The sequence below is a fragment of the Truepera radiovictrix DSM 17093 genome (assembly GCF_000092425.1).
Lineage (GTDB): Bacteria > Deinococcota > Deinococci > Deinococcales > Trueperaceae > Truepera > Truepera radiovictrix.
The window spans coordinates 573,906-588,568 of the sequence record NC_014221.1 but is presented as its reverse complement, the minus strand read 5'-3'; the positions used below and the strand labels follow the sequence as shown (position 1 = coordinate 588,568).

Here is a 14,663-nt window from a genome sequence, read left to right as displayed (position 1 = left end):
GCACACGCAAGCGCGGGGCGCTGCCGCGTATACTTGACCCCGTATGGCTAAGCCCAGAACCTCCGCACCCGCACAGCGCCTGACCCTCGTCACCCTCGGCGTGCTCGCCCTCGTGGTGCTCGGCATCGTCCTCTACGCGCGCCTCGCGCCGCGAGCAGCCGGCGCCGCAGCGGGCGAGCTCAGCTTCGACGGACGCCCGATGCTCGGCGACCCCGCAGCGCCCGTCGAGATCGCTGTCTTTGAAGACTTCAAGTGCCCCGCGTGCGCTTACTTCGACGAGAGCATCCTGCCGCGCGTCGAACGCGAGCTGATCGAGACCGGTCAGGCGCGGATGTACTTTATCCACTACCCCTTTTTGGGGCCCGACTCTACAACCGCCGCTATTGCCAGCGAGTGCGCCTACCGCCAGAACGAGGCCGCCTTCTGGGACTTTAAGACGTACGTCTTCCGCTCCCAAGGTAACGAGACCCAGGAGTGGGCAACCCCTGCACGCCTCGCCGACATCGCCCGCAACAACGTGCCGGCCCTTGACGCCGACGAGCTACGGGCGTGCACCGAAGAGGAGCGCTACGCCGAGGTCATCCGAGCCGACCGCGAGCTCGGCAACCGCGCCGGCGTGCGCGGCACCCCGACGGTGCTCGTCGACGGGGTCGCTTTAGACAGCTTTAGCTTCGAAGCGATCCAAGCCGCGGTGCAAAACGCCCAGAGCAACTAGGTCACGAAGGTCACGGTAAGCACGCCGTCGGTCGCTGGCGACGCCCCGCGACCAGAAAGCCGCCCGAGATGCCGTTAACGCCACGCCCCACGGTTAAGGAAACCTCCACATGACGCGTTTTTTTCGGGACTTCGGTCTTTACGCGGCGTGGCTCGTCGCCATCGTCGCGACCGCAGGGAGCCTCTACTTCTCCGAAGTGCGCCTCTTCGTCCCCTGCACGCTCTGCTGGTACCAGCGCATCATGATGTACCCGCTCGTGATCATCCTGGGCGTCGCCAGCTACCGGCAAGACCGCAGGGTCGTCGCCTACGCCCTGCCGCTCGCGGTCATCGGCGGGGCGTTTTCACTCTTTCACTACCTCGAGCAAAAAGTCCCCGGGTTTAGCGCCCCGACGCTCTGCCGCGTCGGGGTTCCCTGCAACCAGGAGTACATCAACTGGTTGGGGTTCATCACCATCCCCTTTCTCGCGCTCGTCGCGTTTGTGCTGATTAGCGTCCTGCTCATCGGCGTCGCGCGCAGCGCACGCCCCGCTGCGGTCAGCCTCGGCCGTCCCGAGGCCGCCGAGGCGCGGGTTTGATAGCCAGGCGCCGTCACCGTGCCTTCCTGAGCGAGGCTCAGGCGTGGCGGTTGGCATGGCGTGCAGGGTGTGACGGCTGACCTACCACGAGACCCTCTATCACGTCCGCTTCGCCCGCCCGGGCGACCTCCGTGAGCTGCTGCGTCGCGGCGCGCGAGGCCGTCGTCGTCGAGGGTGCCGGACGACGCGTCGGTGTGGCGCGCTACACCGTGCTCTGGACGACGGTGCCCTTTCTAGAATTCATCGTTGTCGACGAAGCGCACCGCGGATCGGGGGCTCTCGCGGCAGCTGCTCGAAGTTCACCGCGCACCCCACCTCCGAGGGGTTCATCGCCCTCCTCAGCTCCTCGCAGACCGACGAGGAGGCCGCGCAGGCGCGGCACCTGCACATGGGTTTTCACCCAAACGGCGTGATCGCTAACGTGGCCGACGAGGGGGTGGGCGAGCGCGTCTACCGGCTGATGCTCTGAGGCACGAACTTCTCCGCGTAACGCGCCCGAAACGCCTCCCAACTGGGCCAGTCCTTGGGCCGAGCCTCCTCCTCCGTCCAGGTCCAAAACCCCATGTATAGGGGCCGGGAGAGCCGCAGCTCCTCGTAGAAGATGTGCGCGCTTAGCCCCCCCTCCTCGAGGTAGCCCGAGGTCTTAAAGGCGCGCAGTGCCGAGCGCTGGTCGTAAGGGACGGCGCGAAACTCGTGTCGCCAACCTTCGGGGGTGGGGTGCATGAGCAGATATTGCGCGCGCGGGTCGCCGTTAAAGGGGGTACCGACCGCGCCCGTGTTGAGCATCAGGTACCGACCCAAGCGGCGCTCTGCGGGGCGGTGGGTGTGCGAACCGATGTAGATGTCAGCGGGGTATGCGGCGGTGATCTCGGCAAACGCCGCGTCGGCGAGGTACGGCCCGTAACCCTCGCGGTAGTGGCGCGGGGAGCCGTGCGACAACAGCAGGGTGCCGCCGTCGGGACCCGGGGGCGCCACGGTGTAGGTCATCGGCAAATTGGCGAGCGCGCCGATCCACCCCGCCGCCTCGAGCTGCCTGGCGGGCCACGCCATGCCGTACCAGAAGGGGTCCTCGAACCAGAGCGCGGGCAGCGACGCGTCGCGCGCGCTCCACATGCGCATGAGGTCGTCGTGGTTGCCGAGCGTGATGGCCTCGAGGCGGGGTTCATTCATCACCCGCTCCATCACGGCGGCGTTGTTGGGGCCGCGGTTGACCAGGTCGCCGTTGACGATGATCCGTTTGGCGCCCACCTGGTAGATGTCCGCTAGAACCGCCTCCAAGGCGTGCACGTTGGCGTGGATGTCGGCGATAATAGCGAGCACGGTAAAGCGTATTTTACCAGCCTCAAAGCTCGGCAAAAGGCGGCTGAGCGGGGTAGGCTAAACGCGTGGCGGGACTTGTCCTCTACCTCGTCGGCTACGCGGTGCTCATCGCCGGGCTAGCGCTCGCGGCGGACCTTCTGGGGGTGCCGCGGCCGTGGATCGTCGCTGGCGTGGTGATCTTGTTGGGCAGCGGCATCATGGCGGCTTCGCAGCGCGTCGGCGGTCGCCGGGACGAAAAGTAGCAGGTCGTAGCTTAGGGGACTGCCTTTAGCGGCGGCGCGACGTGCTAGGCTACAGCATGCCGAGTCGCGCCAACTTGCAAGGTTATCTGGTTCACGCCTACACCGCGTCCACGCTGCTCTTTGTCGCGCTCGCCGCGCAGTGGATCCTTGCGGGGTCGTTTCGGTTGGCGCTCGCGGCCCTCGCTGTCACCATCGTCATCGACGCGACCGACGGCTCTTTGGCGCGCCGCTACCGCGTCAAAGAGACCGCCGCTGCCATCGACGGGAGCACGCTGGACAACATCATCGACTTTACGAGCTACGTGGTGCTGCCCATGCTGCTCCTCCTTAGAGCGGAGCTGCTCGCCCCGCCCGTTGCCCTGACGGTCGCCTTCGCAATGTTTTCGAGCGCGTTCGGCTTCTCCCGCACCACCGCCAAACTCGCCGACGAGGGCTTTTTCGTCGGTTTCCCGTCGTACTGGAGCATCGTGGTCTTCTACCTCTATCTGCTAGGCACCCCACCGCTCTTTAACACCCTGCTGGTCTTTGCGCTCTCGCTCCTCGTCTTCGTCCCGGTGCGCTTTCTCTACGTCAGCCGCATGACGTGGGGGCGGTCGCTCCACGTCGGCCTCGGCGTCCTCTGGACGGCGCTCTGCCTCGTTGCCCTCGCTCTCGAGCCGAGCACCCTGCGCACCCTGGTGCTCGTGGTGTCGCTCGTCTACCCGGCGTTTTACACCGTCGACTCGCTCCAACGCGACCTCGGCACTCGGCGCGCGCGCCGCGAGGCGATGACCGACTGACGCCGAGGCTTCCGTCGACGCCTCCACGCCCACACGCTTACCGGCGACCGCTGCGCGCGCGTCGCGGGCGTATACTTGCCTACCATGAGGCGCTGGCACGCTCTGCTTTTCACCGCGCTCGTCCTGCTCGCCAGCGCCCTAGCGTGCTCACGCAACCCGGCCTTAAGGGGCGCCCGCGAGACGCCCGCAACCTTTTACGTCGACTGCGCCGTAGGGAACGACGCCTTTAGCGGCCGCAGCCAAGCGCAGCCCTGGCGGACGCTGGCGCGCGCGGCCCAGGCTCAGCTCCACCCCGGCGACCAGCTCCTGCTTAGACGCGGTTGCACCTTCGACGAGCCTCTGCGCGCCGCTTGGCGGGGCACCGAAGCGGCGCCCGTGCTCATCGGCAGCTACGGCGAGGGCGCGCGGCCGCGGCTGACGCGACCGGCTGCAAACGGCGCGATCGTCGAGATCACGGGGCAGCACCTCGTCGTCGAGCACCTCGAGGTCTCTGCCGCCGCGCACCCCCCACCCGACAGCCGCCCGGACTGCCCGACGGGTTGGCGCGTCGGGTTTAGCCTCACGGACGCCTCGCACGTCACCCTGCGTCACGTCAGGGCGTCGGCGCTGACCGCGGGCGTCTTCGTCGATGAGGGCTCGTCGCACAACCGCGTTACCCATAGCGAGCTCGTCGACAACACCTACTTGTCCGTCAACACCCCCGGCGGCGACGACGATTCGGGGGCTTTCGGGGTGCTGCTCAACGGCGATCACAACGTCGTGTCGCACAACCTCTTCGCCGGCAACGCCGCTTTCTGTTCGTTCGACTACGGCCAGGACGGCGCCTCGGTCGAGATCTTCGGCGGCAGCCACAACCTCATCCACCACAACGTCTCTTACGACCTCGCCGCGTTCGTCGAACTCGGCAGTTTAGAGGGCCGCGTCGCCAGCCACAACACCCTCGCTTACAACCTCTACGTCAACCGGCAGCGCGGGGAAGGAGACTTCCTGATCGTTCGCGGTCACGGGGAGCCTTTTGGCCCCACACCCCACACGCGCGCGCTCAATAACACCGTCTACATGGCCCCCCGCTACGGCTCCGGCGTCGTCTGCATGGCGTGCAGCCCGTCGCTCCTAACGCTCACCAACAACATCTTGTGGGTCGAGGGGACGGCCATCTACGCCGACGCCCCCTTCGCCGAGTCGCACAACCTCGTCTGGAGCAGCGGCGCAAGGCCGCGCCTCGAGCTGCACGGTTTCGCGCTCGACCGCTCGTCGCGCGTCGCCGACCCCCGCTTGCGCGACCCTCAGCGGGGGGACTTTACGCCGACGTCCGACAGCCCAGCGCGGGCGTCGGGGGCGCGGTGGCCGCTCCACAGCGCGCTCGCGGTCGACCTCGCCGGCCAACCGCTACCCGACGACGGTCAGCTCGACGTCGGCGCGTTTAGCTACCGTGAGCTGCTAACACAACGCAGCAATCGGTAGCTCCGCGGCACTTAACGGACCAACAGCCAGAGGTGCGCGCTGATGACGAGCGCAAAGAGGGCGAAGACCAGGAGGTCAAACCGCCGCATCCTCTCGTATAGGGTGCCGCGCGGGTTGAGCGCAGCGTAGGCCAAGACGACGAAAAACGCTAGCGCGAGCGACAGCACCACGCTAGAGAGCCAAGAGAACGTCGGGGTGGTTAAAAACGTCGTCAACTCCAGTCACCAAAACTCTCCGAAAAAGTGTCGTTCGGCCGATTCTTCTGGCGTCTCACCGTTGCACCCTCGTCGAGAACACCAACGGCCGGCGGCTAGCAGAGGAGCTTAAAGAGGTAGGCACGGTCCCACCCGGCGCGCAGGCGCTTGGCCCGAAGGTCGCCGCCCCCGAGCGTTTCATCACGGTTTAAAAGCTCCGCGACGAGCTGCCGGAGGGCGCGCCAGCTCGCCTGCGCACTCTGGCGACGGGCCGGGCGCTGATCCTCCTCAAAAGGCACCTCCAAAACCCAGTGCCAACCACAGCCCCCCTCCGCACACGAACGCGTGGCGTGAAGGGCGCGTTCGGCCTCGAGGGGCAGGCTGCTCAGAAAGTAGCGGGTTCGGGTCAAGGTGTCGTCGCCGACGGTGTGGCTTAAACGCAATTTGACGAGGCTCGCGAGGTCGCGCCAAGCTTCGCGCTCGGGGAGCCACTCGGGGGGCGGCACGACCCAGCACTCACGGCGCGCTTCGCGCTCCCCCTCCCGCTTGGAGGTTTCGAGGTAGCTGTGCTCGAGCTTCCAGGTGAGCTTGTCGGCGTAACCGAAAACGTCCCGGACGCTCGCGAGCAGCCCGGGGTGCTCCTGGAGCGCTAGCACGTAGTGGGCGCGGTGCTCGCGCAGCGTCCAGGCGACGTCTCGCCCCTGGTGCGCGCCCGTCGTCACGACGGCGCCCCCAAGCTCGATGAGGGTCGCAAGCTCCTGGATCGCCGCGACGTGAGCGCGTTCGTCGCCCGGGCGCTGCGCCAGGACGAGCCCGTTCTGGCCCAAAGCAACGCGCACCGCACCGAGCCCCTCGGGGGCGGGGGCGTCCCTGTCAGCCACCGACGCGCTACCCGGCGCTTCGGGCGCGCTCGACACGAGCGCCCGCGTCCACGCCAGCAGCTGCCGCCGCCACGCGTCGGGGCGCAGCACCGCGAAAAGCCGCGCGAAGGCCTCCGGGGACGGCACCCCCGACGGCAGCGTCAGAAAGCTCCGCAGCCACGCCTCTTGCGCTAGGCCGTACTGGTGGATCTGCGTGTAGCTGTTGGCCCCGCACAGCACCGCCAAGGTCGCGAGGCACACCATCTCGGCGAGCACATGCCCCTCGAGCAGGTCCCGCAGCGCGCCCTGCTCAGCCACGCGCCCGGCACCCCCCCCGAGCGGCGTGCCCCCCTGGAGCGTCTGGCGGGGCGGCGCCTCGAGGCGGCTCGCGACCTGGCCGCTGCGCCCGCGGCGCTGCCAGCGGGGTTTGAGGTGCCACCCCAAGCGGGTGAGCGCCAGCGCCATGCAGAGGAGCGCGAGCGTCAGCAGGGCGGTCTGCGGCGACCACGCCACGAGGTAGAGCATAGCAGCCGTCAGCGCCGTCACCAGCGCGAGCCCCGCCGCGAGCACGAAACTCAGGTCGGCGACGAGCTCCCCGAAGCTGAGAAACTGCAGCGCTGAGAGCCCGAGGCCGAACAAGACAAAGGCGAGCACGACGGGCGCGCGCAGCGCCGCGGGCGCCTCGGCGGCGAGGACCGCGAGCGCTGCGCCGCTCAGGATGAGGTTGACAAGTGGCAGCTCGATCCGCTGGTGCAGAGGCGTCACGGCGCCCTCCTCAGGGTATAGATCACCACGTCACCCGCTCGGTAGAACACCTCGAGCGCCGGGTCGGTCGCGAGCGCACGCGCGAGCGCCGCGACCGAGGCGGCGGGCACGGGGCGCAACACCTCGAGGTTGCGGCGCTGCACGTCCGAAAACACCAGGTAGGCGTGGGGGAACTCGCGCATGTACGCCACGAGCGCGCTGACGTCGACGACCCCCTCGTCGACGAACACCGCTTCAAAGGGCTCCGGACGAAGCTGCTGTACGAGCGAGGTGTTCACCACGCGGTAGTAAAAGGCCGAGTTGCGCAGCGGGTAGTTGGGCGAGACCGCCATGAGGAGCGAACCCTCCGGCACGGTGTCGTAGAGGGCGCGAAACACCTCGGCTTCGGTCGCGGAGACGTAGTTGACCGCTTCGTTGCCGTAGTAAGCGATGACAAGCCCCCCCAACAGCACCCCGGAAAGCGCTCCGAGCGCGACCCGACGCCTCGCCCCGACCCTGGGGGCGCCATCGGGGAGCAAAGCGCGCGCGGCGAGCAGGCACATCGCCGGTTGGGTGAAGAAGTAGAGCCGTAGCAGCGCCTCGCCGCCGTACGGCTGCAGCGCGAGGAGCGGAAAGGGCGCGAACGCCAAGGCGGCGAGCGCCAGATCGCTGCGCCCTCGCCGCCAACTCTTGACGAGCCCCGCACCCGCGAGCAGCCACAGCGCCACCGACAAGCCGAGCTGCACGCTGAGCACGAGCTGGCGTTGGGGCGCCCCGGTAAGCCGCTCGCCGACGTTGCGCTCGACGTTCTGCCCGATCGCGCCGAGGTCCGAGAGGAGCTCCGTAAGGTGCCCACCTAAGTAGCCCGTCGCCATAAAGGTGAGCCAGAGCGCGGTGAGCGCCATGAAAAGAAGCGCGGTCACGCGCAGACGGTCAACGCCCGCCGCCGCGAGCGCGATCACGCAGACGATGGTGACAAACGGGGTGAGCTGATGGCTGTAGACCATCGCGGCAAAGGCGAGCAGCGCGAGCGTGTACGCTAGCACCGCCCGCCGACCGGTGTAACGCTCGGGCTCCTCGGGGGGACGGTAGGTCGTCCGCAAGAGGCGCGCGGCCCCTGGACCGAGGGTTCTCGTCAGGCGGTTGTCACGCCGCGGAAAGAGGTGTAGCAAAAAGGCCAGTACGGTGAGGTAGAAAACATACGCGAGCGCTTGCGGTGCGAAGTAGTCCTGCCCCACCCAATTGGTGAGGTAGAAGAGCCACACCCCCAACCACACCACGCGGGCATCTTGGCTAAAGGCGCGACAGAACAGCAGCAGCGGGGGCAGGTAGAGCAGGTTGTAAAAGGGTTGCGCCCACGCCGCTAACGCCTCGAGCGGCAGCTGCGCGGTCTCGGTGAGCAGCGCCCAGAGCGCAAAGAAGCCGGGCCAGTTGTGATAGGCGTCGATGAGCGGGTCGACCGCGCCGTACACCCCGATGTATTCGACGAGCCCGAGGTGTTTGTAGACCCACGGGTAACGCAGACCGTCGTAGACGAGCGCGGGCGTCGCGTGCAGGTAGACGATCAGGAGCACGACGCTACCGAGGTAGTACGCGGCGGCGGTTTTGCCCAAGCACGCTACGAAGACGGCGAGGGTGCTCACGAGCGCGAGCCAGTAGGTTACGGGGAGCGCGCCGACGAGCCCGAAAGCGTCGATGTCAGCGGGGGAAAGACGCGCGAGCGACAGCAGCCAAGCGCCGAAGCCCAAACTGAGGAGCAGCGCTACGACAAAGCGGGTGAGGTCGCCGGCGCCGCGCCCGACGCGAGCGGCTGGCGCAGCGCGGCGCCCCACGAACACCCCGACTTTAGGCCTCTGGTTGGATACCTTCACAAAGCTTCACCTCATCGCGGCCACGTTGACCAACTTCACCAGGTCGCCGCGCCGCACGCTAGATAAAACGTCACAGCGCCCTCACTCCCGGCACCCGAACCGCACCCCCCGCCCAGACGACCGGAACGCTTTACGCGGCGCGCCCGAGCAGCGGTCCCCACGCCCTACGCAAGTCGGTTAGGAGCAGCACCCCCATCGTCAGCGTCTGTGCAACCAGCCAAGCCCAGCCGACCCCGACGACGCCGTAGCGGTCGAGCAGCACGTGGGTGAGACCGAGCGCCAAGGCGCATAGCGCGCCGTAGACGCAGAAGATGGTGAGGATCTTGCGCTGCACGCGGGCCATGCTGATGCGGACCGCGACGAAGACGTACGGAACGGCCGAGAGGCAGAGGAGCCGCAACAGCGTCGCCCCCTCCGCAGCGTACGCGCTGCCGTAGAGCTGCAGGATCTGGGGGGCGCCGACGACCACCACCGCGACGATCGGCACCACCAGACGCAGGGTCTGCTTCAGCGTCTCAAAGCTGTAGAGGTTGAGCCGCGCTTCGTCGCGCGCTCCTTCGGTGACCAGCGACATACACATGTTGACGCTGACGAAGTAGAGCGTGTAGGCGATCGTCCACGCCAGGTAGAAGTACGCCCCCGCCGACGCACCCGCGCGCTCGACGATCAGCACCGGCAGCAAGTTGACCGTCGCCATCCAGACGAGCGACGCGAGGTAGTCGCCGGCGACAAAGCGCACCACGCTCCGCCCCCTCAGGCCGTCGCCGCGCGTTTCCGCAGCGGCGACGTGCCGCGGCACCAACCGCAGAAAGATAAGCGCGCTGACGGGCACCACCAGGAGCAGCACCGGCGCCGTCCAGGAGAAGAAGATGCCCCCTCGAGGCAAGCGCGTAGCGGCCAAGGCGATAACGGCCAGTTTGATCAGCGCGTAGGAGGTCGTCGACAGGGGCACCCATTTGGCCTGCCGCAACCCCGCGAGCACCCCGTCTTGGATCGTAAAGATGCACCAGCTGGCGGTGGCAAACATGAACCAGGCGGCCGAAGCGGGGTCGGCGCGCAGCGCCCGCAAGCTCGGCGCCCAGAGGTCGATGCCGAGCAGAAACACCCCACTCGTCAGCAGAGCGAGCGCGACGCTGACAAGGTAAGCCGTCGCGATGAGCTTGGCCGTGCTCCGCCCCGCCGACGGGACGAAGCGGTTAAGCGCGTGGACCAAGTTGAGCTGCGAGAGGTTGGTGAGGAAAAACATGGCCGCTAGCGCGGCGGAGTTGAGGCCGACGGTCGCCTCCGGGTAGAGGCGCGCGGCTAGAATCCAGTAGACCACCCCTAGCGCCGAGGTCGCGCCCGAGCTAAAGACGAGCGCGTAACCGTTTAGCACCAGATGCGACTTGAGCTGCGCACAAAACTTCGCTACCACGGGCACCTTAGACGCTTGCACGGCGCCTCCAGCGCGGGCCGCGCCACGCCCAAGAGCGCGCCTCTAGACGAGCGGCGCCGAGCGCCCCCCCCACGACGCCTACGCCTTTTGCGCGGCGCCAGCCGCGTAACCGCCGAGCAACGTTAGACATCCCGAAATCCAATCACGCGTTTTACGGCGCCCCTTAGGCCACGGTCGAGCTGGTTGAGCGGCAGACGCTCCACGTAAAACTCCTCGTAAGGGTAGGCGTGGGCGCCAAAACGCTCTTTAAACCGCGCGAGGCCGACCGACGCCCCCGACTCGCCCAGGTGGTAGTAGCGGCACCCCGCGTTGCACGCGTCCTCGATAGACAACCGCAGCAGGAGATCATTGGCGCCGGTAGCGGCGGCTTTCGAGGCGTCCATCACCGCCAGGATGTCGTCGGCGTTGCTGCCCACGAGGACGAGCGAGGCGGCGATCGGCTCCCCGCAGCGCCACGCCACCCAGATGCGCAGCGCGCTCCCCATCACGCGCGCGAGGTGTTGGAGTTTGCTCTGCGGGTCGCGCAGCTCGGCGCGCAGATGCGCGAGCCAACGGGGTTCGTGCTGCCGCGCCGCCCAGCGGGCGACGGCGGCGCGGCGCAGCCGATAGACCACCGGAGCGAGGCGGCCCGTGGTGTCACACGTCACCGTGACCCCGAGCCTTTCGGCTTTGCGCACCATGCGGCGCGTCGTCTTCGAGAAGCGCTCGCGCCACACGCGCTCAAACCCTCCCTCGAGGTCGAGCACGTGGGCGCGGCGCGGCAGGCTCCGCACGTACGCGGGTTTGGCCGCCGCCCACAAGGGTCCCTGCCGCGGGTTGGGCAGCACGCTGGTGCTCAGCGCCGGGCTCGTCCTGAGGTCTTCGAACACCGCTCGAAGGTGCGGCGCAGCGAGCGCCTGCGCGGCGACGACCCCCCCCATCCCCCACGCGTACGGCAGCGAGGCCTGAGGCGACCACGCCCCTAGGCTTTGACGCTGCACCAGCGGCAGCACCAGCTGCTGCCCATCTGAAAACCGGTAGCAGCGGCTCGCGTCGCGGTAGCCCTTGTGCGCACAGAGGCCGTCGAGCCACAGGGGTGTCTGCGAGGGTAACGCCTCGGGATCGCGCTGCAGCAGCTCGAGCCAGAGCGCCCTGGGCGCGGGGCTCGTCACCTGCACCGCGAGCCCCGCGACGCACAGCTGCCGCGTCCGCGTGGGGCGCTCGGAGACGCGCAGCGCCGTGGGGTTAACCATACCACCCTCCTTGCGCGTGAGGGCCCTTCGCGAGGGTGCCACGAACGCCTCTAAGTAGGCGCGCCGAACGTCTTGCAAGGCGCCACCCTCGGGTCTTCCAACTTTCGGGGAAGGGGGCGCGGCGCAGCTCGTGGCCGGCGAGCAGCCGCTTGAACGTCAGGAGGTCGGTGTCGCGGTAGATGACGATGCGGGCTAAAGCGAAGGGGTCGTCTTCGGGGGAGCTCAGCGCGTGCTTGACCGCACACGCCGAGCCAAATCCCGCTTCCTGGACGAGGCGCTTGACGGCTCGGCTGTGGTAGCCGTGAGGGTAGGCGAAGCTGCGCACCGCACAGCCGAGGTGCGCTTCGAGCAGCGCCTTGGAGCCGCCGATCTCGCGCTGCGCCGCGCGTCGGCTGAGCGTGTCGAGCTGGGGGTGCGTCAGGCTGTGCGCGCCGCACTCGATCCCGCTGCGGCTCACCTCGAGGAGCTCTGACCAACCCATCATCGGGCGCTGCCCCTCCCCGTCGGCGGTGAGCCAACGGCTCACGCCACCGACGTACCCGGCCGTGACGTAGAGCGTCGCCGCAAAACCGTGGGCGCGCAGCAGCGGCCAGGCCGTCGTGTAAAAGTCGCGCAGCCCGTCGTCGAAGGTCAGCAGCAGCGGTCTGGGCGGCAGCGGCGCGCGCTCTTCGAGCAGGCGCCGCCACTGCGACACGGTCAGCGGGGTGTAGCGCTGCGCGCGCACGTAGGCGAGCTGTTCGGCGAAGCGCTCTGGCAGCACGGCCCAAGGCTCGTAAGCGGGCGCGACCTCGGCGGCGACGCTATGGTAGAGCAAGATGGGAACGTTCATGCGGCGAGGCGCTCCGCAGGGAGTGACGGGTGTGGCGCCTCCCGTACGAGCCGCCCGCGCCCCCGGACGCCGCGCAAACGCCAGCGGCTACGCAAGTAGGCGAGGGGGCCGTAGAGCAGACCGCGGAGCTCGAGGCGACTCAGCTCCGGCGGGTAGTCCGCGCGCTTGTTGGCGTTTTTGGGCGAGGTGGGGCTTAGGAGGTGGGTGAGCGCCCACCACCCCAAAGGCAACAGCGCAAAGACGCGCGCGGGGCGCTCGACGACCGTTTTGGTCAAAAAGGCGGTGAACCCGACCCCGTAGCCGTAGATCTGGCGCCGCAACCCCTCGTAGTCGCGGCGGTGGTAGTGCCACAAAAGTGCCGCCGGCTGATAGACGAGCGTGTAACCGTGGGTGACGACGTCGAAAAAGGCGGCCAGGTCCTCCCCGCCCACCCCCTGGCTCCCTGGCCCCAGGGCGGGGTCGAAACCGCCGAAGGCAAAGAGCGCCTCGCGGGTAAAGGCCATGTTCGCCCCCGAACCGAAGATCCCGGCGGCGTAGGGGTAGAGGGGACTCGGCGGGCGCCTATCGGTCAGGTTAAAGGCGCGCAGCTCGAAACCCTTGTTGAACCCGCCGTACTGCTCGAGCCAGCCCTGCGGCGCCGTCTCCAGCTCCGCCGGGAGGATCATACCGGTGACGCAACCGACCCGCTCGGCCGCCCCGAAGCCGGCGACGAGCGCCCTCAGCCACCCCTTGTCGACCACCACGTCGTCGTCGGTAAAGGCGATGATCTCGGCGCGCGCGGCGAGCACCCCGCGGTTGTGCGCCGCCGCACCGCCGGGGAAGTCCTCGCGGACGTAGCGTAGCCTAAGCGCCGGACGCTGCGCCGAAAAGGCCGCCACGAGCTCGCGCGTCGCCGAGGTAGCGGGGTTGTTGTCGACCACGATCACCTCGAAGTCGGGATACTCGAGCTCGGCCACCGACGCCAGACAGCGCTCGAGGCTCTGCGCGCGCTCGCGCGTCGCGATCACCACGCTGACAAAGGGCCACCGCTTATCCCCTGCGGCGCACCCGGGAAGGCCCTGCGAAACGCGCTTCGCGCTCGTGGTTTGCACGCCGAGCTGCGCGGCGATCGCCTCCCCGAACGCCCGCGCGCTCACGCCAGCGCGACCGGGCTCGAGCTTCACCAGACCCAGAGGCCGCCCCGCAAAACGCACGAGGGCGAGCGCGCGCCGGTAGGGTCGCCCCGCCGCGCTGAGCGCGGGTTGCAGGTCGGGCACGCCACCCTTGAGGTCGATGTCGACGAGCTGCACCGGTTCAAACGCCGCAGCGGAGGCGGGGAGCGCCGCTCGGGGAGTGCCTCGAGCGCGGCCATAGCCTTTAGCAAGCCCCACGAAGTAGCCGAGCGCCGTGAGCCCGAGTCCTAGCGCGATGGCGGCGGCCCGAGCGAACCCCGCGAGCTCCCCACCAAAGGCCGCGCCAAGGCCCCGCAGCACCCCCCGGGGGAGCGCCGTGCGGGTGTAGGCACGCTCGGCCTCGAGCGCGTCGGTGCGGCCCACGGTCTCCGTAAGGCGCGCTTTGGACACCCCTTCGGCGTAGCAGCGCGCGGCGAAGTAGCGGAGCGAGAGCCGCCGCGCCGCGATTCGGTGAACCACGCGCGCTTCCGGCACGTGCAGCAGCCTCCCCTCTGGGAAGCGCTGCCGGAGGCGGATGCAGAGCTCGGTCTCCTCACCCCCCTCGGGCAGGGCGCCGAGGCGACCGAGGCCGACGCGAAACTCGCCGACCGCCGCCAGGGCGCTTCGGCGAAACGACATGTTGCAGCCGATGAAGTTGCGCACCTCCGCCCGCGCGCGCGGCCCACCGCGGTACGAACAGCCCACGACCCACCCGAACTCTTCGGGGAACCAGTTCGGCGCCGCGCCTGGCCACGCGGGCAAGACGGCGCCGCCGACCCCGAGCACCTGCGGGTCGCCATAGGGCGCGGTGAGGTGCGTGAGCCAATCGGGCTCGGCGACCGCGTCGTCGTCTAAAAAGGCGATGATCTCGCCCGTTGCGGCGGCGACGCCGCTGTTGCGCGCCCCCGAAAGGCCGCGCGCTCGGGTGTTGGGGATGATGACAAGCGCGCCAGGTGCGCCCTCTCGCGTGGCGTGCGCCGCGTAGTGCGCGGGCAACGCGGCCCGCGCTCGGGCGAGCAGGGCGTCGTTATGGTCGACCACGACGACGAGCTCCGCCGGCGTGCGCTGCGCCGCGACGGAGGCGACGGCCGCCAGGAGCTGCGGCCAGCGCGCGTCCGTAAAGGCCGCGATCACCACCGAGAGGGTGGGCTGAGAGGATGAGGCGGTGGGCTGGTTTGGGTAGGGGGGGAGCATGCTGTGCACCGTCCAGGGATGAAGACGCGTAGGGAAGAGGGCAGCGGTACGCGAGC

At 68.7% G+C, this 14,663-nt stretch carries 13 protein-coding genes; 5 read left to right on the top strand and 8 right to left on the bottom strand.

Annotated features, from left to right (window positions below; translation table 11 throughout):
* Positions 1-43 precede the first annotated feature (43 nt).
* Positions 44-715: a DsbA family protein gene (locus tag TRAD_RS02680; protein ID WP_013177048.1), complete on the top strand. Its 672-nt coding sequence runs from the start codon at positions 44-46 to the stop codon at positions 713-715.
* Between the two features lie 109 nt (positions 716-824).
* Positions 825-1,292 carry a disulfide oxidoreductase gene (locus tag TRAD_RS02675; protein WP_013177047.1) on the top strand — a complete coding sequence of 156 codons (468 nt, stop codon included), beginning with the start codon at positions 825-827 and terminating at the stop codon, positions 1,290-1,292.
* A 450-nt stretch (positions 1,293-1,742) separates the two neighbouring features.
* Here the strand turns inward: TRAD_RS02675 and TRAD_RS02670 are convergent, their stop codons facing one another.
* Entirely contained in the window at positions 1,743-2,612 is an 870-nt protein-coding gene (locus TRAD_RS02670) for a metallophosphoesterase family protein (protein ID WP_013177046.1), read from the bottom strand.
* Positions 2,613-2,677: 65 nt separating this feature from the next.
* Here TRAD_RS02670 and TRAD_RS16220 point away from each other — a divergent pair, with 65 nt between their 5' ends.
* From TRAD_RS16220 to TRAD_RS02660, 3 genes are all read left to right on the top strand, one after another.
* Positions 2,678-2,854 (top strand): hypothetical protein, encoded by a 177-nt coding sequence (locus TRAD_RS16220; RefSeq protein ID WP_013177045.1) that lies wholly within the window; start codon positions 2,678-2,680, stop codon positions 2,852-2,854.
* A 56-nt stretch (positions 2,855-2,910) separates the two neighbouring features.
* Positions 2,911-3,633, top strand: coding sequence for a CDP-alcohol phosphatidyltransferase family protein (locus TRAD_RS02665; RefSeq protein WP_013177044.1), 723 nt, complete (start codon positions 2,911-2,913; stop codon positions 3,631-3,633).
* Positions 3,634-3,717: 84 nt separating this feature from the next.
* The gene (locus tag TRAD_RS02660; RefSeq protein ID WP_013177043.1) at positions 3,718-5,097 is read left to right on the top strand and encodes a polysaccharide lyase domain-containing protein; all 1,380 of its coding nucleotides are present in this window, start codon (positions 3,718-3,720) and stop codon (positions 5,095-5,097) included.
* Positions 5,098-5,108: 11 nt separating this feature from the next.
* Here the strand turns inward: TRAD_RS02660 and TRAD_RS02655 are convergent, their stop codons facing one another.
* The 7 genes from TRAD_RS02655 to TRAD_RS16215 all read right to left on the bottom strand — a co-directional run bounded on the left by TRAD_RS02655 (position 5,109) and on the right by TRAD_RS16215 (position 14,607).
* Positions 5,109-5,312, bottom strand: a complete 204-nt coding sequence (locus TRAD_RS02655; protein WP_041947110.1) for a hypothetical protein — start codon at positions 5,310-5,312, stop codon at positions 5,109-5,111.
* A 95-nt stretch (positions 5,313-5,407) separates the two neighbouring features.
* A complete protein-coding gene (locus TRAD_RS02650) occupies positions 5,408-6,916 on the bottom strand; it encodes an ISAs1 family transposase (RefSeq protein WP_013177041.1) in 1,509 nt (502 codons plus the stop codon).
* Positions 6,913-8,766 carry a hypothetical protein gene (locus TRAD_RS02645; protein WP_013177040.1) on the bottom strand — a complete coding sequence of 618 codons (1,854 nt, stop codon included), beginning with the start codon at positions 8,764-8,766 and terminating at the stop codon, positions 6,913-6,915. The genes TRAD_RS02650 and TRAD_RS02645 overlap by 4 nt, the downstream gene beginning before the upstream one ends.
* A gap of 130 nt (positions 8,767-8,896) precedes the next feature.
* Entirely contained in the window at positions 8,897-10,201 is a 1,305-nt protein-coding gene (locus TRAD_RS02640) for a lipopolysaccharide biosynthesis protein (RefSeq protein ID WP_013177039.1), read from the bottom strand.
* A gap of 122 nt (positions 10,202-10,323) precedes the next feature.
* A complete protein-coding gene (locus TRAD_RS02635) occupies positions 10,324-11,433 on the bottom strand; it encodes a GNAT family N-acetyltransferase (RefSeq protein ID WP_013177038.1) in 1,110 nt (369 codons plus the stop codon).
* Positions 11,426-12,262 carry a polysaccharide deacetylase family protein gene (locus tag TRAD_RS02630; protein ID WP_013177037.1) on the bottom strand — a complete coding sequence of 279 codons (837 nt, stop codon included), beginning with the start codon at positions 12,260-12,262 and terminating at the stop codon, positions 11,426-11,428. Before TRAD_RS02630 ends, TRAD_RS02635 begins: the two co-directional genes overlap by 8 nt.
* The gene (locus TRAD_RS16215) at positions 12,259-14,607 is read right to left on the bottom strand and encodes a glycosyltransferase (protein WP_013177036.1); all 2,349 of its coding nucleotides are present in this window, start codon (positions 14,605-14,607) and stop codon (positions 12,259-12,261) included. The genes TRAD_RS02630 and TRAD_RS16215 overlap by 4 nt, the downstream gene beginning before the upstream one ends.
* Between the last annotated feature and the right edge of the window lie 56 nt (positions 14,608-14,663).

Excerpts from the sequence above, each read along its gene's own strand:
- TRAD_RS16215 (WP_013177036.1), bottom strand. The coding sequence starts at position 14,607 with ATGCTCCCCCCCTACCCAAACCAGCCCACCGCCTCATCCTCTCAGCCC.
- TRAD_RS02635 (WP_013177038.1), bottom strand. The coding sequence starts at position 11,433 with ATGGTTAACCCCACGGCGCTGCGCGTCTCCGAGCGCCCCACGCGGACG.
- TRAD_RS02660 (WP_013177043.1), top strand. The coding sequence starts at position 3,718 with ATGAGGCGCTGGCACGCTCTGCTTTTCACCGCGCTCGTCCTGCTCGCC.
- TRAD_RS02665 (WP_013177044.1), top strand. The coding sequence starts at position 2,911 with ATGCCGAGTCGCGCCAACTTGCAAGGTTATCTGGTTCACGCCTACACC.
- TRAD_RS02680 (WP_013177048.1), top strand. The coding sequence starts at position 44 with ATGGCTAAGCCCAGAACCTCCGCACCCGCACAGCGCCTGACCCTCGTC.
- TRAD_RS02675 (WP_013177047.1), top strand. The coding sequence starts at position 825 with ATGACGCGTTTTTTTCGGGACTTCGGTCTTTACGCGGCGTGGCTCGTC.
- TRAD_RS02630 (WP_013177037.1), bottom strand. The coding sequence starts at position 12,262 with ATGAACGTTCCCATCTTGCTCTACCATAGCGTCGCCGCCGAGGTCGCG.